The sequence below is a fragment of the Vibrio sp. SG41-7 genome, assembly GCF_014164465.1.
GTDB classification, from domain to species: Bacteria; Pseudomonadota; Gammaproteobacteria; order Enterobacterales; family Vibrionaceae; genus Vibrio; species Vibrio splendidus.
In genome coordinates this window covers 1-22,102 of record NZ_JACJFF010000081.1, presented here as the reverse complement: position 1 = coordinate 22,102, position 22,102 = coordinate 1, and the positions used below count along the sequence as shown (strand labels likewise).

Sequence of the window (22,102 nt, the reverse complement as noted above, 5' to 3'; positions counted from 1 at the left end):
GGGTTGGCTCTATATAGGTCATGATAATCATCCTTGTCATTGCTTAGATGATCAGATCATGAAACCTAAAAATAGTTCAAAAAAAATCCCCAAGCGTGGCTTAGGGATTTGTGTATAAGAGACAGTCACAATGTGAGGCCTTTGAATAGGCAAGGTGTTAATAGTTCAGGCGAGTGTTAATAGAACTGGCGAGAGCTATTAGAAGTTAGCGTGAGGGCCAAATACTTCGTAGTGTACGCGTGAGCGATCTACTTTGAGTGCGTCTAATTGCTCTACGATGTTCTTCATGAAACCAACAGGTCCACAGATGTAGAAATCGCTCTCTTCAAAGCCTTTAGTATCAGAGATAGACGCTAGATCCATTTGGCCTTGATGCGTGTTTTCACATGCAGATTCGTCTTTGTTCATGTACCACGTTTTCGCTTCCCAACCTTTGTCAGCAACAATATCTTTAACACGAGTCGTGAAAGAGTGTTGGCCTACGTTTTCACAAGCGTGAAGGTAAAGAACCGGTTCGTTTTTCTGCTCGTTGTTCAAGAACTCAAGCATAGACTGCATTGGCGTTACACCAACACCTGCAGAGATGAGCGTTACTGGCTTGCTGCGCTCTTGATACATAAAGTCACCTGCTGGTGCGTATAGGCTAACTTCATCGCCGATAGCAACGGTATCGTGCATGTGGTTAGAAACAACACCTTGCGTTTCTTGACCTTGGCCTTCACGCTTCACAGAGATACGGTAGTATTTTCCGTTCGGCTTGTCTGACAGTGAATACTGACGAATTTCGCTGTATTGTGCGCCTTCAGGTTTCACTTCAATGCCGATGTATTGACCTGGTGTGTAATCCAAAACCTCACCGCCATCTTTTGGCTGTAAGATGAAGCTTGTTACGAGTGCTGACTCTTCAATCTTGTCTGCGATTACAAACGCACGAGCTGCTTCCCAACCACCAACAGCCTGCTTGCGCTGTAGATAAAGTTCTGCTTCACGGTCGATGAATACTTGCGCTAAGAATAAGTAAGCGGCAGTCCATGCTTCTTCCACTTCAGGAGTAAATGCCTCAGTAGCTAATTCACGTAATGTTTCAATCAGGTGCAAACCAACAATTTGGTAGTGCTCTGGTTGAATGTTAAAGCTTGTGTGTTTCTGTGCAATACGTTCAACCGCGGTGGTTAACGCTGCTAGGTTTTCAATGTTTTTAGCATAAGCCGCGATAGCTTCAAACAGCGCCACACCTTGGCGACCTGTTCTTTGGTGAGTCATATTGAAGATATCTTTCAATTCAGGGTTATGCGTGAACATACGTTGATAGAAGTGTTGAGTTAAAGCAGGGCCTGCGCTTTCTAAAAGAGGAATCGTCGATTTGATGATGTTGATATGTAGATTGTTTAGCATTGATTTACTCCGAACACTTAGTCTTTTGACCACTTAAGTCAAATTGACTAGTTTTATTTAAAGATGACTTTATACCAATTCATTCTCAATGAGCTCTCTGGCTGCATTTTTTATGAGAATCACGCGGACTGATAAATGGGCATTAATTGATTCAAATCAACTATAGGTCAGTTATTCAGTCATATAGACAACACGTAATGGACACATTGCACAAACGGTGCCAACATGCGAAAGCTTGCTGTGTCTGGCATCCTTTCAAAAATTCACTTCAAACTTTAGTCAAAAAGACCTTTTTTTTGTGTCATAAAGACTCTACCATGTATAAAAATACAAACAGTATGAGCCCTTTATGCAAGATATCTCAGCATCCACTCTCATGGAAATGACCATTGGTTTAGCCAGCGGTGTGAACGATCAAGACCGTTTTAATCGCCTAATCGATGCCATTCGTAAAACCATAACGTGTGATTGCGTCGCGCTTTTAAGCCTTCAAGGCGACACGCTAGTACCCATCGCAATGCAAGGGCTCAGTCGAGATACATTCGGTCGCCGCTTTATCATTTCGGAACACCCTCGCTTTGATGAGATTTGCGCATCACGTTCTCCTGTTCGTTTTGATGCTGATAGCTCATTGCCTGATCCTTTCGATGGCTTACTGATAGACCACGACGGCGATTTACCAATGCATGCCTGCATGGGTTTGCCTCTGCTGTTTGGTGACAAATTGTTAGGAGTGCTAACCCTAGACAGCCTAAAACCTGATGTCTTCGCGAATATTCCAGCTCGTAACCTAGAAGTTCTCGCTGCTATTGCGGCTTCAACCATGCAGATGGCGATGACTTTCTCGCAACTTGAGCATCAAGCAAAACAGTCAAAACAATTACTGGAAGAGTTGAACGTAGAAGCGTGGGAACGTGACGGCGGCGAGTTGATTGGTAACAGTGACACCATGGTCGCGCTTAAGAACGATATTGCGGTTGTAGCGCCGTCAGAGTTTAATATTCTGATTCATGGTGATACTGGTGTTGGTAAAGAGCTCGTTGCTCGTACCCTGCACCACCAATCGCAACGTAAGCGTAATCCGCTGGTCTACGTGAACTGTGCTGCTATTCCTGAGAACTTGGTAGAGAGTGAACTATTTGGTCACGTTCGTGGCGCATTTACTGGTGCAGACAAAAACCGCTTAGGTAAGTTTGCTCTAGCCGACGGCGGCACACTGTTCTTAGATGAAATTGGTGAATTGCCTTTAGCAGCACAAAGTAAGTTACTGCGTGCGCTGCAAAACAACGAAATCCAACCGGTAGGCCAAGACAACATCCAAACCATTGATGTTCGTGTTCTGGCTGCAACCAACCGAGACTTAAAACAAGAAGTTGAAGACGGTCGATTCAGAGCCGACTTGTATCACCGACTTAGTGTGTACCCTATCGCGGTACCTGCATTGAAAGAGCGTGGTGACGACATCAGCCTATTAGCTGGTTTCTTCCTAGAACAAGCGCGCCGTAAGCTTGGTATCAACCAAGTTAAGTTCCGTTCTGATGTTCTGGTATTCCTAAACCGTTACGGTTGGCCGGGTAACGTTCGTGAGCTTGAACACGTTATCAGCCGTTCAGCACTGAAAGCATTGGCTCGCAGCACTAACAAAAACCTCGTGACAATCACTAAAGAAGATTGTGGTCCACTCGACCAAGATCAACCGATTGCGACGACACAGGTAAAAAACACACCATTATCGACACCAACGATCGACCTATCTGCTGGTTTACGTGGCGCGACGGACGATTTTCAACGCAGCATCATTACTGAAGTGTTGGAAGATGCCAACTTTAACTGGGCGCAAGCAGGACGAGTTCTAAAAACAGACCGAGCAAATCTGACTCGACTGTCTAAGCGTTTAGGACTAAATGTGGCTAAGTCTCACACGATCGAACGGACAAAATAGATATTAGCGGTTTGTTGCGAGCATCTAACAAAACTTGTGTATATAATGCTGCAAATTGTAACGCTAATTTTAAATATGTAGAGAGAGTTATGAAGTTTATCCGTTGGTTCTTAGGTCGTGTCATCTTGTTATTGAATTTTGTATTCAGCCCACGTGGTGTGAAACGTTCTCAAGAAGAGCAAAGCAAAGTGAATGAGCAGGCAAAGACGCACACGTTATACCAATTCGAAGCGTGCCCATTTTGTGTAAAAGTGCGCCGCGCGATGAAACGTCAATCGGTTCAATTTGAACTTCGTGATGCAAAGAACAATGATCAACACCGTGCAGAGCTTGAAGCTGGTGGCGGTCGCGTTAAAGTGCCTTGCCTACGTATCGAAAAAGACGGCAAAACTGAGTGGATGTATGAATCTTCGGATATCGTTACTTACTTAGAAAAGCAATTCGCATAAGCTAACCTGCGAAACGAAAGTCAGATACAAAAAATCCCTCAAATATGAGGGATTTTTTATGTCTATTATTTAGAACTCGTCGCTTTCAATTTAGGGAAGAAAGCTCAAATGACTACTTCGACACAATCAGCATCAATTCTACACGGCGATTACACGCCTTGCCTTGCGGCGACGCGTTAGTACACGCCGGAACGTATTCGCCAAAGCCGCGAGTGTAAATAGCACGACTCGAAACATAGTTACTTTCCAAGCGCGCTTTCACTTCTTTTGCACGTAGCTCAGAAAGCGGATCATTAACACGATCACTGCCCGTATTATCGGTATGGCCCTCAATCACCACATCAATGTCTTGGCGTTGAGAAAGGTAACTGCCTAAAGTATCCAGCCATTGATTGTAGGCTGGCTCAGGGAATGCCGAACCCGTTTTAAAGTTCACGTGCTGTTCAAGCTTTACCATCACATGATTGCCCGGCAGTACTTCAAAGTCGATACGGTTTTGTCGTAAAAAAACTTCCAGTGGGTCATTAGTCGAGACACCACGTCCATAGTTGGTTGTGATGGTTTTTTGTTGATGAGTGCTGTTCTGGACTGAGTAACTGCGATTGCTCGCTACAGATGTCGTTTGAACCACACCCCATTCAGGATGCATAAGGTCGTAATCGGTTTGCGGTGCAGTTTCTAGCAGATCGTCACCTAACATACCCGTTGGTAACGTCGTTTCACACCCTGCCAAAGCTATGCTTAACATTATCGCTAAATATCTCATTACTTCACCAACCACTCATGCAGATAAACCATTCACTAATGTCTATATCGGCACCGAGGGAAAAACTTTAGATAAAAACTTTATACGAAAAGAAAGCACATCCAAAAAAAGTGCTTTTGATCACAGTTAACCGTCAACTAGCCTGTCATCACCCTCTAGTTCGAACTGTTTGCATTTATTTACCTTATAATTGTTTTCCAATTCGTACTAAATAGTTAGAATCTCACGACTTCTCAACGCTAGAGCAAACATTATGTTTAAACCATTTACTAAATTCATCACAGCACTCGCTGCCGTACTTATTATTGCGGGTTGTAGTGAAACAGACGAGCCACAGAAAGGTGTTCAATACGAAGCACTTCCTACAGCTCTAACTGAATTTAACCTGTCTCCGATCACTGAAATTTTCTCTCTAAACTGTGGTCACTGTCGTCAAATGGAAAGTGCAATTCCAGAGATTGAGTCGCTAACAGACCAAACTATTGGCAAGATGCATGTAACGTTCAATGAAAGTGCTCAAATCAGCGCAATGATCTACTACACAGCAGTGATGCAACTTGACGCGACACCTGACCACGCGTTCATGGACGACCTATTTGGTGCCGTTCAAATGGGTGCAGATGCAACGCCAGAACAGCGTCAACAAGCACTAGAGACAGCGTTCACTTCTCGTGGTTTGGTTAGCCCATACCAACTGAACAAAGAACAGCAAGTTGCTCTATTTGACTACGTTAAGAAAGCAGAAGAGATCTCAGTAAAAGGTCAAATCAACTCAGTACCAACATTTATCATCAACGGTAAATACCAAGTACTCACAGCAGGTCACCAAGACGTTGCTGGCATCGCAAAAACGATCAACTACCTTTTGACTCAACCCTAATCACGGCTTTAGCCAATTGATTAACACACTCTGTATTAACTGCGAAATTCTGCATTAATTATCAATTACTGCATTAACTATGAAATTCAGCATTAACTATAAATAGGTTTTACTATGTCTAAATTTATCATCCCGGTCATTGTCTTTATTTTGGCTGGCTTCATGATCTACCGCACTTGGATGAATCATAAATCTGGCGAAGAAAATATCGAGCAAGGCCAACAGTTCCTTGTCGAAAACGGCGCTAAAGAAGGGGTTGTTACGACTGAAAGTGGTCTTCAATACCTTGTACTTGAAGAAGGTACAGGCACAGAGCACCCAACTAAGAACAGCAAAGTAACGGTTCATTACCACGGTACACTTATCGACGGCACTGTTTTCGACAGCTCTGTTGAGCGCGGCGAGCCAATCTCATTTGCTCTTAAGCAAGTAATCAAAGGCTGGCAAGAAGGTTTGACTTACATGGTTGAAGGCCAAAAGGTTCGCCTGTTTATCCCGAGCCAATTGGCTTACGGTAAAGGTGGTTCAGGCCCTATCCCACCGTCATCAACTCTGATTTTTGATGTTGAGTTAATCTCTATCAAATAATCGAAGAGACTGATATAAGCCCCAACATACGAGCTATGTTGGGGCTTTTTTATATGTGAGCGTTCGAATAGTTGAAGCCACTTTTGCAACGACGGTATATACCTTCAAAAACCGCCCACTAGACGACTGGTCTAATTTAATTTATAGTACTGCCCATGAACGAAAAAACGAATGACACACGCCTGCATGTTTTAGATGTTGGCTACCAATTAATAGTGAACAACGGCTTTACGGGCGTTGGCTTATCGCAATTGCTTAAAGAAGCGGACGTACCAAAAGGGTCGTTTTACCACTACTTTAAATCGAAAGAGCAATTTGGCGAGGCTCTGATCCAGCACTATTTTGAAACCTACATCAGCAGAGTTGAAACTATTTTGGTTCATGGTGAAGGCAACCATTACCAGAGAATTATCAGTTATTTCACTCGATGGTCACAGATTGAAAACGGTACCTGTAACGCTCATAAATGCTTAGTCGTTAAGCTCAGCGCTGAAGTTTCTGATCTTTCTGATCCTATGCGTCAAGCCTTACTAAAAGGAGCTGAAAAAGTGACCTCTACGATACAACACTGTGTTGCTGGTGGTATTGAAGATGGCTCCATTAAAGTTGAAGACAGCCATGAAACCGCTCAAAATCTATATTCTATGTGGTTGGGCGCAAGTTTGTTAAGCAAACTAAGCCAGAGCTCAAGCAGCTTAGAATCAGCTTTAAACCTAACCCAACAGATTTTAAAAGGTAAAAACTAACCACGTACTGTGTTTAGTCTTTATTGACGACAGATAACCCGCCCTCTTATCAATTTGATGACGGCGGGATTTTTAGACAATAAGACTAGACGACTGGTCTAATTCCAAATAAACATAATATAAAATTAAGGATATCCAATGACTCAACAAGACAATCGCCGCATCGTATTGGCTTCTCGCCCAGTTGGCGCACCGACTCAAGATAACTTCCGTTTAGAGTCAGTAGCCGCACCAACAATTAAAGACGGCGAGATGTTACTTCGCTCAGTTTATCTTTCTCTAGACCCATACATGCGTGGTCGTATGAGCGATGCTAAATCTTACGCAGACCCAGTTGCGATTGATGAAGTGATGGTTGGTGCAACCGTATGTCAGGTTGAAGAATCAAACCACGCTGATTACGAAGTTGGCGAATGGGTACTGGCTTACACAGGTTGGCAAGATCTTGGTGTGTCTAACGGTGAAGGCTTAATCAAACTAGGTAAAGAGCCAACACACCCTTCTTACGCACTGGGCATCATGGGTATGCCTGGCTTTACGGCTTATATGGGTTTGCTTGATATCGGCCAACCTAAAAAAGGCGACACTCTAGTCGTTGCGGCGGCAACAGGTGCAGTAGGCGCAACCGTTGGACAAATCGGCAAACTAAAAGGCTGTCGTGTTATCGGCGTTGCTGGTGGTCAAGAGAAGTGTCAGTACGCGAAAGACGTGCTTGGCTTTGACGACTGTATCGACCACAAAGCTGACGACTTCGCGGAGCAACTGGCTAAAGCATGTGACAACGGCATCGACGTTTATTTTGAAAACGTTGGCGGCAAGGTTTTCGATGCCGTAATGCCATTGCTTAACACCGGTGCTCGTATTCCTGTATGTGGCCTTATCTCTCAATACAACGCAACTTCACTGCCTGAAGGCCCGGATCGCATGTCTAGCCTTATGGGTACGCTGCTGGTCAAGCGTATTAAGATGCAAGGCTTCATTATCTTTGATGACTACGCGCACCGTTATAACGAGTTTGCTGTTCAAATGACAGAATGGTTGTCTCAAGGCAAGATGCACTATCGTGAGCACCTAATTGAAGGTCTAGACGAGGCGCCACAAGCATTCATGGGTCTATTAGAAGGCCAAAACTTCGGTAAGCTTGTTATCAAAACAAACGAAGCTAAATAAATTCAAAAACTGAACCCGTTAGTTAACTAGGTAGAATCATGATTACTTTGCATCACCTGAATAAATCACGCTCAAAGCGCATCATCTGGCTGTTGGAAGAGCTTGGGGTAGATTACCAGATCAAGCCATACCAACGAGACAGTGTCACTTTTCTTGCGCCACCAGAGCTTAAGTCCGTTCACCCATTGGGTAAATCTCCTGTCATTGAAGACGATGGCATCGTGATCACTGAATCAGGCGCTATCACGGAATACCTAATCGACAAATACGGTCAGGGTAAGTTCGCACCAACACGCGGCACAGCTGACTACGTAGAATATTCACAGTGGCTACATTTTGCTGAGAGTTCAGGTATTTTGCCGATGCTGCTTAAAATCTTTGTGATGAAAGACGGTTGCGAGACTAATTTCCTTGGTGGCTACGCTGACGATGAAAACCAAAAGATCTTAACTTACGTGAATAATGCACTCGAAGGTAAAACCTACTTGGTTGCAGACACACTAACAGGTGCAGACTTTATGATGTCGTTCATCGTAGAAATCGTTGGTAACTTTGGTGCAACTGCGCTTTACCCTAACATTGCTAAATACGGTAAGCTTTTGGCTGACCACCCTGCTTACCAAAAAGCAGAGCAAGTAGAGCTAGAACACTCTAGCTGATCGAGTTTCACTCAAGCGCGTGCGTTCTTAGAATAAGCACAAGCAACTAAATGAAGCCAAAGCCGATTTATCTTTCGCTTTGGCTTCTCATTTGCCTTCATTTCGACAACAATACCGAACTCTAACTGAACAGCCATAGAGTTTGATTTTCATGTCAGCAAACCTTGCTCAATACACACCACTGCTTCCCTTAAACCAAACCGCGACTCAAGACTTGTCGATACCGACTCGGTTTACGTTTCCGTATTACTATACCCCGCACCCTACGTGTGAATTAGCTATGCTGCAGCTTCAACAGTCACTCATCGACTGCGGTGTAAACGAAACCTCGCAAGGTAATCTCTACGCTGTTCTTCTTGTTCAGAATCCAACCACACAAGAATTAGGGTACCTTTCTGCATTTTCAGGTTTGCAGTTAGATCCGCCTTTGGCCTCTCTGTTAAACAACATTAACTTTGTTCTACCAGCCTTCGATTCAGAACAGTTTCAATCTCACAATAGTGCAAACCTCGCTCGCCAATCACAACTAGCGGATGACATTAAGAAGCTACAACAATCGCACAACCTAGACGTATTAGTGGCTGAGCTTGAAGAGTTAACAGTCGAATCAGCACAAGCTATCGAAGCCTTTCAGTTGGCGATGACCGTGAATAAAGCTCAACGTAACGAACTCAGAGAGCAAGCCAATCAAGAAAAGGCATTGGGAAATCTAGAGTCAGCGGCGAATTTGCTCAAACAACTGGGCAATCAAAGTAGCCGAGAGAAACGCGACCTAAAAGCGCTTCGTATCGAATGGAAGCAAAAGATCGCAGAACACCAATCACAAGTTGATTTGATCGAAAGCGAACTGAAAAACCGTAAGCAAGACCACCAAGCCATTTCAGAACAGTTGGAAACTCAACGTCTCTCTCACTATCGCTTTATCAATCAAGCTCTCGAATCAAAGAGCCTACTTGAATTGTTAGATGGCAAAGGCGCTCTTGAAGGCTCTGGCGACTGTTGCCTGCCCAAGCTGCTTAACTTTGCTTTTGAATACGGGTTTAAGCCATTAGCTTTGTCTGAGTTTTGGTGGGGATTACCTCCAACAGCTGTCATTCGCCAACACGGAAACCTCTACCCGGTTTGTCAGAGTAAAAGCTTTGAGATCCTCGACCACCAGCTAAACGGCATCGAGCTAGAAGATAACCCCCTTATCGTGAACCCTGCGGTTGGTAAGTCTTTTGATATTGTTTATGAAGACGACGAGATCGTGGTGGTGAATAAACCCGAGGAGTTCTTGTCGGTTCCTGGTAAGTTTATCGAAGACTCGGTTTATACACGCATTAAAGCGCATTACCCGAATGCGACAGGGCCTTTGATCATCCATAGATTAGACATGTCGACGTCAGGCCTGTTGATCTTGGCGCTGACGGCGGAGTCAAACAAGCACATTCAGAAGCAATTCATTGATAGAACCGTCGAGAAACGATACACAGCTCTGTTAGATGGTGAAATCGACGGTAAATCTGGCGATATCAGCTTGCATTTGCGCGGTGACATCACAGACAGACCAAGACAACTGGTTTGCCATGAACATGGACGTAACGCTGAAACTCATTGGGAAGCGATTGGTACCAGCAATGGTAAAACCAAAGTTCATCTGTATCCGAAAACAGGCCGTACCCATCAGCTACGTGTGCATTGTGCTCATCCATTAGGCCTTGGTGTACCGATTCGTGGTGACGACTTATACGGATACAAACGCGAACGCTTGCACCTACACGCGGGTTACCTAAAGTTAATTCACCCAACAACCGGTGAATGGATGGAATTTGAAGTGCCTTCTGAGTTTTAAGCTGTTCTTATCGTGCTAAAACTATTGGTGCGATAAAACGATTGCCGCTATGAAACGATTACCGCGATAAAATTTTTGTCCCATTAAAACTTTTTCTCGTTAAAGCTCTTATTTCACTTAAGTTCTTGTTTCGTTAAATTTTTTATCTCATTAAACGCATCAGGGTTCTAAATCTGCTTGAGATATAGAACCCTGAAGTTTAATTTTTTTATGTGCTGATCACAGGCCGGTAGCGTACTTTCGTTACTAACTTCAATGTTGCAGACGCCTAACCCATAACATCAGTGCGTTGTTCCACACACTCGTAAGAGCCCATTTCGAACTCACGGCAGATCCATGGTCGGTTTTCGTAAATAGTACACATCAGTGTTTCTCGATCTACCGCAGAGCACCAACCGTCATCTAATCTCAGCATGGTTTCGCCGCCCCACTCGTCATAAGCAATATGCTCTTCAGGAACGCCGGTATCTGTGATGATCATAACCTCTAAACGACAACAGCATGCCTGACAATTGGCACAAGTTACTTCAGGTTCGGTTACGTTCTTTATCTCTATGGTCATAAGTGACTACACTGCTAAATTTTGCGTATAGTAATCGAAACCGTCCGCTACGGCTAATAAAGAAAGTAGATGACGGTGTTTTCATGGATGTAGAAATAACAATGGGCGTTGTGATTTGCTCACAACGCCCATTAAGTTTTCTCGTTTTAGCTGAATAACGACCCTATTTAGAATAGGTTCGCGAAAAACAACTTAACGTAATCCATCAGACGTTTGAATATTCCACCTTGTTCAACAGCCTCTAGCGCAATCAATGGCTGAGTTTGCACATCTTCACCATCGACTGTGTAATGAACCACACCTAGTGTTTGACCTTCTGCAATCGGTGCCTTCAACTCAGAATCAAGTTCAATCGATGCCGTTAGCTTTTTACTGTCTGACTTAGGCAGTGTGATAAACGTGTCTTCTGCAACACCCAGCTTCAATGTATCTTTGGCACCAAACCATACCTTCTCTTCAGCGACTTCATCTCCACCTTGATGTGGGTTTAGAGTATCGAAGAAGCGGAAGCCATAGCTCAACAACTGTTTGCTGTCTGACTCACGGCTCTTAACGCTTGATGCGCCCATAACAACCGCGATAAGTCTCATCTCACCTTGTGTCGCCGAACTCGCTAAACTGTAGCCAGCGCCAGAGGTGTAGCCCGTTTTCATGCCATCAACGGTTAAACTTCTATCACGCAACAAGCCATTACGGTTGTGTTGTGTAATGCCGTTGTAACTGAACGAACGTTCGCTGTATAAGCCATAAACATCCGGTAAATCACGAATAATGGCACGACCGAGCAGCGCGATATCATAAGGAGTCGAATAGAGATCGTCAGCGTCTAAGCCATGCGCGTTAGCAAAATGAGTGTTTTCTAATTTCAGAGACGTAGCCCAAGAGTTCATAAGATCCACAAATGCATCTTGTGAGCCCGCAACGTGTTCCGCAATCGCAACACTCGCATCGTTACCTGATTGAATAATCAAGCCGCGGTAAAGGTCCATCATTGCTACATCGGTGTTCACTTCGATGAACATTTTTGAAGAGTCAGGGAATTTTTTCGCCCATGCATTCTCACTGATTCTTACTTGATCATCAGCCGAGATGTTGCCTCGCTTCATCTCTTGCCCAGCCACATAGCTGGTCATCAGTTTAGTCAAACTCGCTGGGTTTAACTTAGTGTGTGCGTTTTTTTCTACCAGCACATCACCAGAATTAAAATCAATTAACACATACCCTTTTGCGCCTAGGCTAGGTGGGCTTGGTACTATAGAAGGTGCTGCGATAGCTGCATTACTTACCATCGCTGCGTTACTTACAATGAATATACTTAATAGAGGGAGAGAGTATTTGGAAAACAGTTTCATTGAATCAAACCTAAGTTAACGTTTTGAGCAGTATAGACAAATGCTAGCAAAAGAAGCGCGAACTTTACGTTGCTTTACGTATTTGTACCATTCGTTACAAATAAAAAAGTATAATCTGCGATCTGACCATATTTTCAACAACTAATATTGACTCAACGAATGCATCCAACGCCTTATTCTATCGCTCAGGCATGCGTCTAAATAACATTTCAACAAAGCCAGTAATGCGCTGTTTGCTCTCGCTTGGCTCTAAATCAGGTTGAATGCCAGACTGTGCTAATGCTTGCCATTGTACGACCTGAGAGTTAGGTACGAAAAAAGCAATGTACAGCGATCCTTTCTCGGCGACCTTTCCGTCACCATCATAAAATGGCACCCCCGTTGAAAGCTTAATCGCATCGAAAATCGAGTCATCATTTAACTCTGATTCTTCGGCCAACCCAAAACCGACAACAACATCACCAACTGCACCATTTTGATTCAGTTGATAACCTTTCGTAGCGAGTTGATCTTCAATCGCATCACGCACTAGATCGGTTACTACGGTCTCATCGTATTTTTGAGAAAGGTAAACCTGCTCTGATTCAGGGTGCCACGAGTACGTCGTTACTCCGTGTTTCATGAACTCAAAATCACCACTGGTGACCACACCATAATTGTGTGTTGGCGGCATTTCTTGTGTGGTACATGCTGTCAGTCCAATCGTTATCAAAGCCAATAACACTGCTTTTTTTATGCTTTTTGTTGCACAAATGGATCGTTTTATCATTCGCGGCTTCCTTACCTATATAAGAATAAATATCAATTAACCTCCCAACATAAATAGTAATTATGTTAATAGAAAGGTCATTAAACGTTTGCGTAATCGCTAACCTTCACTTCTGCCCGTTTTGGGGGTTTAATCACAAAAACAGAGTTGGTATAGTCTACCTCGTTAAACATAACCAGACCATTCGAGGCACGGAGCTTCCTCAATCATCTCATGAAGAGAAGAATTGGTACCGACAAAGTATCGGCAAATTTAAGAGGGTCAAACAATGGAATTCAATATGGTTGAAATTTTAGGTTACGCGGCATCTATTATGGTCGCAATTTCATTAACAATGAAAGATATCGTTCGTCTGCGTGTCCTTAACTTTATTGGCTGTACTCTCTTTACAGCATACGGCGTTATGATTGACGCATGGCCAGTGGTCGCGACCAACGGTTTCATCGCTTGTGTAAACATCTACTTCCTTGCAAAAATGCAAAAGGAAAAAAAAACGGAAGCGATGAAAGCAGCGAAAGCTTAAATTAGCGATTCGCATTTCAAATAATTCTGAAAAAGCCCAAATAGAGCGATCTATTTGGGCTTTTTTGTGTTTGTCGTTCTCAAAAGCATGATTTCCAATCTTCCAACCTTCCAACCTTCCAACCTTGAAGATATCGATTCTTTCAACTGATCACATATAAGCAACGCGATATTCGTTCTTTTGATACGTCTGAGTGTTGTTACGTCCCCTCTCTTTTGCTTGATAAAGCGCTTTGTCAGCTTTATCGATCGCTGTTTCAATATCAGTGAGCGCTCGATCGTGACAACAGCCAGCACTGATTGTGACAGGTGACACCAAACCTTGCAGTTGCTCTACACTTCGTCTGAGTTCCTCAGACAATTCGAATAACTCACGCTCATCACAATCAAACGTCACCAAAATAAACTCTTCACCGCCATAGCGTGCAATCAAGCGACGACGATTAACAAATCTCTTCAGTGATTTTGCGACCTCACAGATAACCCTATCGCCTTGAGCATGACCATATTGATCGTTCACCCGTTTGAAATGGTCAATATCAAGCAAAACGACACCGACATTTGTTAGCGGATAAGGCGACCTTTGAGCAATTTTCAGCTTTAACTGCTCGATAAAACTCCGCCGGCTAGGAAGACCAGTGAGGTAATCAAGGCTCGCAACATCCAAGATTTTGAGATGACGATGCCGCAGGTAAAGCACCAACACGATGATAATGCTCAATAGGCTCACGACCAAAGCCATCAAACTAATGAACAGCAAACTATGATTTCTATTGAGCTCCTGCTCTAAAATACCGGCGGAAATGACCCAATTCAGATAGGGGTAAAACTTATAGAAGACGTTTTTGTTGGTCGTACCATTGTCACTGGAAATTGAATAGCTAAAGTGACCTTCTGGCTGGGTTGCGATTCGATCAATTAGCAGTTCGGACGAGTAGCCTATCAAGGCTTTCAATGACTTGTGTTCATAATCAGGATGAAGCACTAAGTTACCCTGAAGATCAATAATGTACACATATCCGCTATCACCGAACGCGTACTTTCTCAGCTTATCTTTTAAGCCTTCAAGATCGACCAAATACATCAATTCTTCTTTATAGGTCGTCGCGACCAAAGTATTGCCACTCGGTAGCCTCATCGAATAGGCAACTTTTGCACGCCGACTTATCTCATGCGGATTAGCGTGAAAGTATTCGATCATACCAGAGTCGATACTGAGCTGTTTTTGGATATGAGTAAGATGCCCGCGCTTCTTTCCTTGCAAGAAAGGATGGTAGAGGTGAACACCTTGCGGTGACATCAAATAGATATAACCTGATTGTCCAATGTGCAGTTCACTGGCGATCTGGCTTACTTGTTCAATTTCCTGTTCCGGTGTGGCATGCCATACATGGGACGCAACGGTATCGGTAATTCCTTTGAGATATGTCTTTATCGCCTCATTAACTGTTGTGTCGACAATATCGTAACTCGCATTCACAATCGTTCGAAAGAATAGCTGGTTGGATTCCAACAGTGACCTTTCAGTTCGGTTAAATTGAAAGGCCGAAAGAATCATCGACACAATGGCGAGCGCAATAGAAAAACTAAGAATGTATTTACGTCTGACTTTCAAGATTACCCCATAGATTTATAATTTTAGGTAACGCTGTGACTTCTCTTATATACAGACTGTTTTATATCATGGTTTTATTTTTTACTGAACGAGTGTCGATATTTTTAAGGGTTTCTATACGCAATCTGTGACTTAAAGCAAAAACGCCGAACTGGATTCAGTTCGGCGTTTTAATTTTACGTTGAAGTTGACGACTTAAATTACACTAAAGCCCTGATAAATAGACTTAAAAGCATTCGTATTTACTAGCTATTACTGCAATCTATTGTCTATAAATGGATTAGTTAGCATTAAATTAAGAACAAACCTGAGTCCAGCTACCATCACTACCCGGTTCAGAACTTGTCCACCAGTTCGCTTGGTAAATACTACCGCTATGAACCACTTGGTCGCCAGTGTTTGCATGGCTTGGGTTACCCGCCCAATCTTTCTGAGGTAAGTCTGGGTAAACCGCTAAACCGGCTGTATCGCATGTACCTGGGTTTGTGCCACCATCGCCAGGGTTACCGCCACCTGAACTGATATCACCTAATGGTAGGTCTGGTTGCTCAAAGCTAAAGGCATAATCGATACCGCTCACGCTTACTGCATAGTTAGCAGGGCCTGAGATTGGCAAGTAATACACCATATCTAGCTCATACACGCCACCAGCTGGGAGCTCTTCCCATGTAGGCAAAGTAAACGCCACTCGGTGCATGGTTCCATCTAATCCACCAATGTTATCCGCACGAGTATGACCCGAAGCAATCACAGTTAAACCACCACCCGATTGATCTTTTGCATTATCAGGTGCTGACACTGGGATATCGAATTGGAATTCGGTACCGCCCGGAAGTGCTTGGCCTGTGTTGTTTGTAAACGTGATCTTAGGGTTAATTGGGTAGTTTTGGTCACCGACTTTGAAGCCACCAACCGATACCGTAATATCTAGCGCTTCTGTCGGGATAGCGCCCGTCGCTACCTTGTTTCCGTATGGGGTCGCAGACTTAAACTTGTCGTAGATAGCTTTCGTCATGGTGTTACCCATGTGGAACTCACCGTTACCGCTGTTACACGCTTGTTCTGTCGTATCGATAGACGTTCGGTTGCCACTTGCATCGATTACATAACAGTTGTAATCCCCTGCCAGTTCCCAGAACATGATACCGCCGATCTCTTTGTCGATAACGTAGTCTGCTTTCACGTTGATAGAATCTTTATCTTCCGTTGAAAGGAATACGCCCTTCTCTGCGTTCCACAACCAAGGGGCAACCGCTACGCTGTCGTAGTTACGCGTGTAAGTTCCCGTTAGAACATCAGATGGATCATTCACAGGATCAAGCTTGTAAGCCTCTGCATAAGAACCCCAAATGCCTTTCTCTAGGTTCTTCGCGTGCCACATTGGGTTAGAGCCCGCGCCCATTTCGTTGCCTTTCGGATCGGTATCGTGCCACATGTTGTCGATACCAATTGCACCATGGCCACAGTTATTCTTTTCACCTTCACCAGTACCTGCTGAACATTCAGCTTGGTTTGGAAGAGCAGCTCGGCCCCAAAGACCATTTTCGCCTCCGGTTACACCTTGCCAACCACGTGTGTAGTAAGGCACACCGATGTTAATACGACCTGCTGGCATAGAACCACGGAAGTAATGGTAAGCCCAATCCGTGTTTAGATAACCGATACCACCGTAAGCCGCAGTGCCGTAAACGTTCCACTGTGCTAACTCAGAATCTTTACCGGTATCAAACAACGCTGCGTTATGACCTACGTGATCGTTCCACGCACCGTGAAGGTCATAAGACATGATGTTCACGTAATCGAGATACTTAGTCACATCGAATGTTTCCATACCGCGTAACAGGTAACCAGAAGAAGGCGCCGCGATCGTTAACATGTAGTGATTGCCATCTTGCGCAGACGCCGCATCAAGCTTCTAACGAAGCACTTTCATCAAGACTTGGTACGAAGCCCACAAGTATTGACGACGCGGCTCCATGAAGTCTTTGTCGTACGGATTACCGGCACCCGCCATAGAAGTTGGGTATTCGTAATCGATATCCAGACCATCGAACTGGTACTTACGAAGCATTTCAACCGCTGAAGTGGCGAATGTTTCGATACCTTGATGGTTAATAGAACCGTCGGCGTTGGTCGTCATTGTGTAGAAACCACCATCAGCTACTCGGCTACCGTCTGTCGCGAAATGACCACCGGTTTCAGCCCAACCACCGATTGAGATTAAAGTCTTAACATCGTGTTTTTTCTTAGCGGTCGCTAATGCACCGAAATGACCTTTGAAACCTAAGGTAGGATCAACTTCAACACCCGGCCACTCTTTACCAACCGCTGCGTTATTCGGATCGTTCACATCACCCACGTTTACTTTGCCATCTGAGCCAATGCTCACGAAAGCGTAGTTAATGTGTGTAAGTTGTTCCCAAGGAATATCATTGACTAAGTATGCGGCTTGCGGGTCGTCCCCTGCACGCCAGCTGGTGAAGTAACCAATGACACGACGTGGGTGATCCGCGCCCATTTTCTCACGGCCTTCATCATCGTAAATCGTACAGTAAGGTACATCGACACCTTGAGTTTGATATAAGCCATCAGGTCGACAAGTATTTACTGTTGGCGCGCCATTCACAGTCAAAGAAGCCAGCGCTGAATCCGTCGTTGCGCCTTGATTGTCAGTCGCTTTTGCGTAAACCGCTAAAGAACCCGCTTGAGTGGTTGTGTAATCAAGCTTGTAAGGGCTAGTTGCAGCTGTGCCAATAAGAGCGCCTGCCACATAGAAATCTACTTTATCAACCGTGCCATCGCTGTCTGCTGCTGTTGCGGTAAGCGTTACTACACCACCAACATCGACCGAAGCTACTGAAAGCGCAACCGAAACTGTCGGTGCTTCATTTCCTGGCAGAGCTGAATCAACAACCACTGAAACTTCACTAGCAAGGCTTGCCGCGCCTTCGTTATCTGTCGCGACAACAGAAACCTGATGATTACCCGACGTTGCAGCCCACGTTGCTTCAAATGGTGCCGCTGTCACAACCGCGACCGAAGAACCATCAACAAAGAATTCTACGGAAGCAACACTACCATCAGCGTCCAGTGCTGTTGCGCTTAATACGACATTGTCGCCTTCAACAATCACATCTGATGCTGTAGGCGTTGTTAATGAAGCCGTTGGTGCTTCGTTTGGTGTACCACCACCGCCATTACCACTACACACATCGACTTTCTTCCATTGTGCGTAATCGCCTTCAAATTGGCTTGGGTTGTTATTTTGATTCCAGTAGTTTGCTGAGTACGCGCTGCCGTCATGTGAAACCTGATCACCACCGGTATATACAGTGGCAGAGTCCCACTTTTCTAACGTTGAGCAATCCACAGCCGCATAACTGTTGAACGCCATCAAGCATGACGCAGTGAGAGTGCTGAGTGTAAAAACCTTCTTGGCCACTCTTCCTTGGTTTAGGTGCATGTTAGCTATCCCTTAAGTTGTTGTTTCAAGATGTTTAATTCAAATGGGACTTTACTCACCACTTAAATCTCTTCGCAAAACAACTGTAGGTAACAACGCAAATTTAACACCTAAAATATTCTCTATTTATAAAATGACTCGCATTAATTTGTTTATAGCATGCAATGAGTCGACACTTATTTTGCACCAACAACTAATATTAATTTATTTCGGAAAGCTAAAAAATAATGTCTCAAAAATCAGAAATGTGACTCAGCGTTAGGAAAAAATTCGTATCAAAACTAACCAAAAAGTAGAGATTTACAGTCGATTTGGCTTTCTTTTTGGAATTCGCCCACCTTTTGATAACAAATGTGTTAGTATCTGCGGCTTTTTTGACGAACCTCACACTTCTATGCAAGTGTGGGAGAAATACATAGGCTTGAAAGAGCCAAATATAGCGAAGAAATAATGTCCAACTTGACGCAAGTCGCCAACGAAAACATCAACGCAGAAGCTACTTCTATCGATTTCAATAAAGCTCAATCTTTGGGTGAAAAACTGGAACTCGGAAACCCAGTATTTTGGCTTAGTGGGAGTTTTTTAACCCTCTTTGTCGTCCTTGCTTTCACCAACACCTCCGTGTTGTCCGAACTTGTAAACATCGGCTTTAGTTACTCAACTAAGTGGTTCGGTGCTTTCTGGCAAGTCCTACTACTACTCAATTTCATTATCGGCTTAGTGCTTGCACTAGGACGCACAGGCCACGTTCGTTTAGGAACGCTTGCTCTCCCTGAAATGACCACCTTTAAATGGATGTCTATCGTCCTATGTACGCTGCTAGCTGGCGGTGGTGTGTTCTGGGCAGCCGCAGAGCCTATTGCTCACTTTGTTTCAGCTCCACCACTTTATGGTAACGCTGATCCTCAAGCGATGGCGTTCAACGCCCTATCACAATCTTTCATGCACTGGGGCTTCCTTGCCTGGGCAATCTTAGGTGGTTTGTCTTCCATCGTGTTAATGCACCTGCATTACGACAAAGGTCTTCCTCTTAAGCCACGCACGCTGCTTTACCCAGTACTTGGCGACAAAGCAATCAACAGCTGGATTGGTAACGTAGTCGACGCGTGCAGCATCGTCGCTGTAGCCGCAGGTACTATCGGCCCTATCGGTTTCCTTGGACTGCAAATCAGCTACGCGTTGAGCGAACTGTTTGGTATTTCTGACAGCTTTGCAACTCAAAGTGTGGTTATCGTTTTCGCTATCGCAATGTACACACTGTCTGCATTGAGTGGCGTGAACAAAGGTATCCAACTGGTTAGCCGTTACAACATCATCTTATCAGTGTGCCTAATCGGCTACATTCTGCTAGTAGGCCCAACGAGCTTCATCATTGATGGCTACCTACAAGGTATGGGCGAAATGGTGGATAACTTCATCCCAATGGCACTGTACCGCCAAGATACAGCGTGGCTAGGTGGCTGGACGGTATTCTTCTGGGGTTGGTTCTTAGGCTATGGTCCGATGATGGCGATCTTTATTGCTCGTATCTCACGTGGCCGTACGATTCGCCAAATGATCGTTTCTATCAGCATCGTTGCACCGCTAGTAACATGTTTTTGGTTCAGCATCGTTGGTGGTAGTGGTCTAGCGTTTGAATTAGAGAACCCAGGCGTAATTTCTAGCGCGTTCGAAGGCTTTAACCTTCCAGCTGTGCTACTGGCAATTACCGCTCAACTGCCGTTTCCTACTTTGATTGCGATTCTGTTCCTTATCCTGACGACCACGTTCATCGTGACAACAGGTGACTCGATGACTTACACAATCAGTGTGGTAATGACAGGCACTACAGAGCCAAACGCAGCCGTACGTACCTTCTGGGGTATCATCATGGGTGCAGTAGCCATTGCTCTTATCTCAATGGGTTCTGGCGGCATCTCCGCTCTACAGTCGTTCATTGTGATCACTGCCGTTCCGGTATCGTTTATCTTGTTGCCATGCTTATGGCACGCTCCGAAGATCGCGAAGCAGATGGCAAGAGATCAAGGTCTCGCTTAATGCCTAATCCGATTTAGTTTCGGATAACGTAGAATACTAAAAAGCCACTCAAGTGATTCACCTGAGTGGCTTTGTTTTATCTACTCGTTACTTGTATCGACGAAGCTTATTTCTACCGATAGTTCGGCTTATTGAAACTTTTCACCCGCAGCAACCATAAACGACATCTCAACCAACAGCTCTGGGTTTGCCAGTTCTGCTTTCACACATGCACGGCTTGGCGCACAGCCTTCAGGGAACCACGATTCCCACACTTCGTTCAGTGCATCGAAGTTAGCAAAATCTGTTAGATAAATCGTCACCGACAATACGCGAGATTTGTCACTGTCGACCAAACTCATCATTTCTTCAGCTTGATCAAAAATTTGCTGAACCTGACTCTTAATTCCTGCCGTTGTATCCGTCTCTGGTACTTCCACAAAGCTTGCGATGCCATTAAATACAGTTACATCTGACCAACGTTTGGTCGGGTTAATTCTATGGATTTTCACGAGCGATTCTCTTCTTATAATTAGGGGTTTACGTCAAAGTAATCTAATCCAAATCGTGAATATTGAAAACAAAAATTGGAAAGCTCGCTGTACCGTTTGAACAGCACTATCGCCTACACATTGCTTCGGTTCTCAACATCACCAGTATTTAAGTTCATATCGAGACAATAAGTCTCTAGATAAATAGATTAATTATTGTTCTCAATGCGAAATTTAATCTGAACTCCTGCGGTCATATTCAGGGATTTTATTAAATGGAGTACTTTTATGCATGTTCCAACCTATGATTTAAAACAGAGTAATGTGGGATATAACCTTGGAGTGGTTGGCGTAGCATTAGTGCTCGCTTGGATTGGTATTTATAAGTTTACGCCAACCGAAGCGATGCTCATTGAACCACTAATCGCAAATCATCCTGCAATGAACTGGCTTTACAATCTGTTCTCGGTACAAGCTGTATCTAACATGGTGGGTGCCGCGGAGATCATTGTCGCGATTGGACTGATCGTTGGATTTAAGAAACCGACAATTGCTTTCTACTCAGGTATTGCTGCAGCGGCTATCTTTGTTGTGACACTCAGCTTCCTAATTACAACGCCAAACGCTTGGAAAGTATCGGATGGCATCTTAGTCACTAACTTCTTCCTAGTGAAAGATATTCTATTTTTGGCGATCGCGATTAGCGTAATCGAACGTAACAAACCTCAGAAGTAACCGTAAATCTATAAGTGGCCGAAACTATACCCAATCAACTTGAAGATGCGGGCTTGAGCACTTGAAAATTATCATTTATTCGAGACGTCAAAGAGTCTGCGATCTCAGGTAGAGTCACAATGCAAAAATTCTCGATGGCTTCTCTGAA

At 44.2% G+C, this 22,102-nt stretch carries 18 protein-coding genes and 2 pseudogenes; 11 read left to right on the top strand and 9 right to left on the bottom strand.

Annotated features, from left to right (window positions below; translation table 11 throughout):
- Positions 1 to 198: 198 nt before the first annotated feature.
- Positions 199 to 1,395, bottom strand: coding sequence for an NO-inducible flavohemoprotein (gene hmpA, locus H5300_RS18605; protein ID WP_017078299.1), 1,197 nt, complete (start codon positions 1,393 to 1,395; stop codon positions 199 to 201).
- A gap of 349 nt (positions 1,396 to 1,744) precedes the next feature.
- On the opposite strand from hmpA, the gene norR reads away from it, so the two are divergent.
- Both norR and H5300_RS18595 read left to right on the top strand, forming a co-directional pair.
- Entirely contained in the window at positions 1,745 to 3,337 is a 1,593-nt protein-coding gene (gene norR / locus H5300_RS18600; RefSeq protein WP_004731373.1) for a nitric oxide reductase transcriptional regulator NorR, read from the top strand.
- An 89-nt stretch (positions 3,338 to 3,426) separates the two neighbouring features.
- Positions 3,427 to 3,786 (top strand): glutaredoxin, encoded by a 360-nt coding sequence (locus H5300_RS18595; protein WP_004731371.1) that lies wholly within the window; start codon positions 3,427 to 3,429, stop codon positions 3,784 to 3,786.
- 112 nt (positions 3,787 to 3,898) lie between these two features.
- Here the strand turns inward: H5300_RS18595 and H5300_RS18590 are convergent, their stop codons facing one another.
- The gene (locus tag H5300_RS18590; RefSeq protein ID WP_029222001.1) at positions 3,899 to 4,534 is read right to left on the bottom strand and encodes an OmpA family protein; all 636 of its coding nucleotides are present in this window, start codon (positions 4,532 to 4,534) and stop codon (positions 3,899 to 3,901) included.
- A 271-nt stretch (positions 4,535 to 4,805) separates the two neighbouring features.
- On the opposite strand from H5300_RS18590, the gene H5300_RS18585 reads away from it, so the two are divergent.
- From H5300_RS18585 to H5300_RS18560, 6 genes are all read left to right on the top strand, one after another.
- The gene (locus tag H5300_RS18585; protein WP_004731367.1) at positions 4,806 to 5,432 is read left to right on the top strand and encodes a thioredoxin domain-containing protein; all 627 of its coding nucleotides are present in this window, start codon (positions 4,806 to 4,808) and stop codon (positions 5,430 to 5,432) included.
- A gap of 114 nt (positions 5,433 to 5,546) precedes the next feature.
- Positions 5,547 to 6,020: an FKBP-type peptidyl-prolyl cis-trans isomerase gene (locus H5300_RS18580; protein WP_004731366.1), complete on the top strand. Its 474-nt coding sequence runs from the start codon at positions 5,547 to 5,549 to the stop codon at positions 6,018 to 6,020.
- A 155-nt stretch (positions 6,021 to 6,175) separates the two neighbouring features.
- Entirely contained in the window at positions 6,176 to 6,766 is a 591-nt protein-coding gene (locus H5300_RS18575; RefSeq protein WP_182796589.1) for a TetR/AcrR family transcriptional regulator, read from the top strand.
- Between the two features lie 138 nt (positions 6,767 to 6,904).
- Positions 6,905 to 7,936: an NADP-dependent oxidoreductase gene (locus H5300_RS18570; protein WP_182796588.1), complete on the top strand. Its 1,032-nt coding sequence runs from the start codon at positions 6,905 to 6,907 to the stop codon at positions 7,934 to 7,936.
- Between the two features lie 38 nt (positions 7,937 to 7,974).
- A complete protein-coding gene (locus H5300_RS18565) occupies positions 7,975 to 8,595 on the top strand; it encodes a glutathione S-transferase family protein (protein ID WP_108185380.1) in 621 nt (206 codons plus the stop codon).
- 151 nt (positions 8,596 to 8,746) lie between these two features.
- Positions 8,747 to 10,429, top strand: coding sequence for an RluA family pseudouridine synthase (locus H5300_RS18560; protein ID WP_182796587.1), 1,683 nt, complete (start codon positions 8,747 to 8,749; stop codon positions 10,427 to 10,429).
- Positions 10,430 to 10,697: 268 nt separating this feature from the next.
- Here the strand turns inward: H5300_RS18560 and H5300_RS18555 are convergent, their stop codons facing one another.
- The 3 genes from H5300_RS18555 to H5300_RS18545 all read right to left on the bottom strand — a co-directional run bounded on the left by H5300_RS18555 (position 10,698) and on the right by H5300_RS18545 (position 13,112).
- Positions 10,698 to 10,991, bottom strand: a complete 294-nt coding sequence (locus tag H5300_RS18555) for a YkgJ family cysteine cluster protein (protein WP_017076090.1) — start codon at positions 10,989 to 10,991, stop codon at positions 10,698 to 10,700.
- 167 nt (positions 10,992 to 11,158) lie between these two features.
- Positions 11,159 to 12,343: a D-alanyl-D-alanine carboxypeptidase family protein gene (locus tag H5300_RS18550; protein WP_102447764.1), complete on the bottom strand. Its 1,185-nt coding sequence runs from the start codon at positions 12,341 to 12,343 to the stop codon at positions 11,159 to 11,161.
- A gap of 178 nt (positions 12,344 to 12,521) precedes the next feature.
- On the bottom strand, positions 12,522 to 13,112 hold the full coding sequence (locus H5300_RS18545; protein ID WP_182796586.1) for a DUF4136 domain-containing protein: 591 nt from the start codon (positions 13,110 to 13,112) through the stop codon (positions 12,522 to 12,524).
- A 268-nt stretch (positions 13,113 to 13,380) separates the two neighbouring features.
- Between H5300_RS18545 and H5300_RS18540 the strand changes: the two genes are divergently transcribed.
- On the top strand, positions 13,381 to 13,635 hold the full coding sequence (locus tag H5300_RS18540; RefSeq protein ID WP_010430226.1) for a YgjV family protein: 255 nt from the start codon (positions 13,381 to 13,383) through the stop codon (positions 13,633 to 13,635).
- 150 nt (positions 13,636 to 13,785) lie between these two features.
- Here the strand turns inward: H5300_RS18540 and H5300_RS18535 are convergent, their stop codons facing one another.
- On the bottom strand, positions 13,786 to 15,249 hold the full coding sequence (locus H5300_RS18535; protein WP_182796585.1) for a sensor domain-containing diguanylate cyclase: 1,464 nt from the start codon (positions 15,247 to 15,249) through the stop codon (positions 13,786 to 13,788).
- A 295-nt stretch (positions 15,250 to 15,544) separates the two neighbouring features.
- A pseudogene (locus H5300_RS18530) lies at positions 15,545 to 18,712 on the bottom strand (chitinase C-terminal domain-containing protein).
- A 450-nt stretch (positions 18,713 to 19,162) separates the two neighbouring features.
- Between H5300_RS18530 and H5300_RS18525 the strand changes: the two are divergent.
- Positions 19,163 to 20,749, top strand: coding sequence for a BCCT family transporter (locus tag H5300_RS18525; protein WP_004731433.1), 1,587 nt, complete (start codon positions 19,163 to 19,165; stop codon positions 20,747 to 20,749).
- 128 nt (positions 20,750 to 20,877) lie between these two features.
- Here H5300_RS18525 and H5300_RS18520 read toward each other — a convergent pair whose 3' ends face one another.
- Positions 20,878 to 21,240 (bottom strand): RidA family protein, encoded by a 363-nt coding sequence (locus H5300_RS18520; protein WP_004731436.1) that lies wholly within the window; start codon positions 21,238 to 21,240, stop codon positions 20,878 to 20,880.
- 267 nt (positions 21,241 to 21,507) lie between these two features.
- Here H5300_RS18520 and H5300_RS18515 point away from each other — a divergent pair, with 267 nt between their 5' ends.
- On the top strand, positions 21,508 to 21,954 hold the full coding sequence (locus tag H5300_RS18515; protein WP_182796584.1) for a DUF417 family protein: 447 nt from the start codon (positions 21,508 to 21,510) through the stop codon (positions 21,952 to 21,954).
- Positions 21,955 to 21,988: 34 nt separating this feature from the next.
- Here the strand turns inward: H5300_RS18515 and H5300_RS18510 are convergent.
- Positions 21,989 to 22,102: pseudogene (locus H5300_RS18510) on the bottom strand (IS630 family transposase); the annotation flags it as partial.

Bases quoted from the DNA above. Each gene is read 5' to 3' on its own strand.
- H5300_RS18515 (WP_182796584.1), top strand. From the start codon at position 21,508: ATGCATGTTCCAACCTATGATTTAAAACAGAGTAATGTGGGATATAAC.
- H5300_RS18590 (WP_029222001.1), bottom strand. From the start codon at position 4,534: ATGTTAAGCATAGCTTTGGCAGGGTGTGAAACGACGTTACCAACGGGT.
- H5300_RS18525 (WP_004731433.1), top strand. From the start codon at position 19,163: ATGTCCAACTTGACGCAAGTCGCCAACGAAAACATCAACGCAGAAGCT.
- H5300_RS18545 (WP_182796586.1), bottom strand. From the start codon at position 13,112: ATGATAAAACGATCCATTTGTGCAACAAAAAGCATAAAAAAAGCAGTG.
- H5300_RS18575 (WP_182796589.1), top strand. From the start codon at position 6,176: ATGAACGAAAAAACGAATGACACACGCCTGCATGTTTTAGATGTTGGC.
- H5300_RS18565 (WP_108185380.1), top strand. From the start codon at position 7,975: ATGATTACTTTGCATCACCTGAATAAATCACGCTCAAAGCGCATCATC.
- H5300_RS18560 (WP_182796587.1), top strand. From the start codon at position 8,747: ATGTCAGCAAACCTTGCTCAATACACACCACTGCTTCCCTTAAACCAA.
- H5300_RS18585 (WP_004731367.1), top strand. From the start codon at position 4,806: ATGTTTAAACCATTTACTAAATTCATCACAGCACTCGCTGCCGTACTT.
- norR (WP_004731373.1), top strand. From the start codon at position 1,745: ATGCAAGATATCTCAGCATCCACTCTCATGGAAATGACCATTGGTTTA.
- H5300_RS18540 (WP_010430226.1), top strand. From the start codon at position 13,381: ATGGAATTCAATATGGTTGAAATTTTAGGTTACGCGGCATCTATTATG.
- H5300_RS18580 (WP_004731366.1), top strand. From the start codon at position 5,547: ATGTCTAAATTTATCATCCCGGTCATTGTCTTTATTTTGGCTGGCTTC.
- hmpA (WP_017078299.1), bottom strand. From the start codon at position 1,395: ATGCTAAACAATCTACATATCAACATCATCAAATCGACGATTCCTCTT.
- H5300_RS18595 (WP_004731371.1), top strand. From the start codon at position 3,427: ATGAAGTTTATCCGTTGGTTCTTAGGTCGTGTCATCTTGTTATTGAAT.
- H5300_RS18550 (WP_102447764.1), bottom strand. From the start codon at position 12,343: ATGAAACTGTTTTCCAAATACTCTCTCCCTCTATTAAGTATATTCATT.
- H5300_RS18555 (WP_017076090.1), bottom strand. From the start codon at position 10,991: ATGACCATAGAGATAAAGAACGTAACCGAACCTGAAGTAACTTGTGCC.
- H5300_RS18570 (WP_182796588.1), top strand. From the start codon at position 6,905: ATGACTCAACAAGACAATCGCCGCATCGTATTGGCTTCTCGCCCAGTT.